Origin of the sequence: Streptomyces sp. FH025, assembly GCF_017427025.1 — a bacterium.
Lineage (GTDB): Bacteria > Actinomycetota > Actinomycetes > Streptomycetales > Streptomycetaceae > Kitasatospora.
Genome location: NZ_JAFLNG010001197.1, coordinates 1 through 1,162 on the forward strand (window position 1 = coordinate 1; position 1,162 = coordinate 1,162).

A 1,162-nucleotide genomic window follows, 5' to 3' on the forward strand; every position below is an offset into this window, starting at 1 on the left:
GCAGCAAGCGCCGATCGATCTTCCCCGCCGGTGTGAGCGGCATCGTCTCCAGCGGCACGAAGGCCGCCGGAACGAGGTGCTCGGGCAGCCGCTCCGCCAGGAACGCCCGGATCCCCTCGCGCCGGACGTCGCCGTTCCGGGCCGTGTAGTACGCGGTGAGCGCCCGGCTGCCGTCCGGCGAGGTGCCGTCGGCGGCGATCCGGGCCTGCCGCACACCGGGGTGGGCGGCCAGGACGGCCTCGATCTCCGCCGGGTCGACCCGGTACCCGCGCACCTTCGCCTGGTCGTCGAAGCGCCCGAGGATCTCCAGCCGCCCGTCCGCCCGCCAGCGCCCGGCGTCGCCGGTGCGGTACATCCGCCCGCCGGGCAACGGCGCGTACGGGTCGGGCAGGAAGCGTTCGGCGGTGAGCCCGGGGCTGCGCCAGTAGCCCCGGGCTAGGCCGGGCCCGCCGAGGTGGATCTCACCCTTCTCGCCGGGCCGGACCGGGCGCAGCCGTTCGTCCAGCACGTGCACCCGCACGCCGGGCAGCGGCCGCCCGATCGGCACGGGGGCGGCCGGGGAGTCCAGCACCTCGGGGGTGATCTCGCAGAGCAGCGAGGTCACGGCCGCCTCGGTGACCCCGTACGCGTTGAGCAGCCGCACACCGGGCAGCCGCTCCAGGCCGGCCCGGCAGTCCTCGGCGTGCACCACGTCCCCGCCGACCACCACCAGCCGCAGGCCCTCCGGCGCGGGCCCGCCGGGCGGGAGCAGGTCGAGCAGGTGACGCCAGTAGACGGGCATGAAGTCGGCGACGGTCAGACCGAGCTCGGGCAGCCGCCGGACCAGCTCGGTCGGCGCCCAGGTGCCGGGGCCGGGGCCGGCGCCAGCGCCGGGACCGAGGCCGAAGCCAGGACCGGAACACGTGCCGCCGCCCAACACCACCGTCGCTCCGGAGAGCAGTGGGGCGAAGACCTGTTCCAGCGCGGTGTCCGAACCGAGCGCGGCGAGTTGCAGCACCCGCTCGCCGGGCGCGAGCCCGTACGCGTGCGCGACCCGGTCGAGGGTGAACAGCAGCGAACGGTGGGTGACCGGCACGCCCTTGGGCCGCCCGGTGGTGCCGGAGGTGTAGATCAGGTACGCCAGGTCGTCCGCGGAGGCGTCGTCCGGCACCACCGACCCGAC

Annotated in this window: 1 protein-coding gene; it reads right to left on the reverse strand. The window is 76.1% G+C overall.

Going from position 1 to position 1,162, the window contains the following annotated elements; all coding sequences use genetic code 11:
* Positions 1-1,162 (reverse strand): amino acid adenylation domain-containing protein (locus J0670_RS38385; RefSeq protein WP_207817394.1); only part of this gene is annotated, 1,162 nt, incomplete at both ends.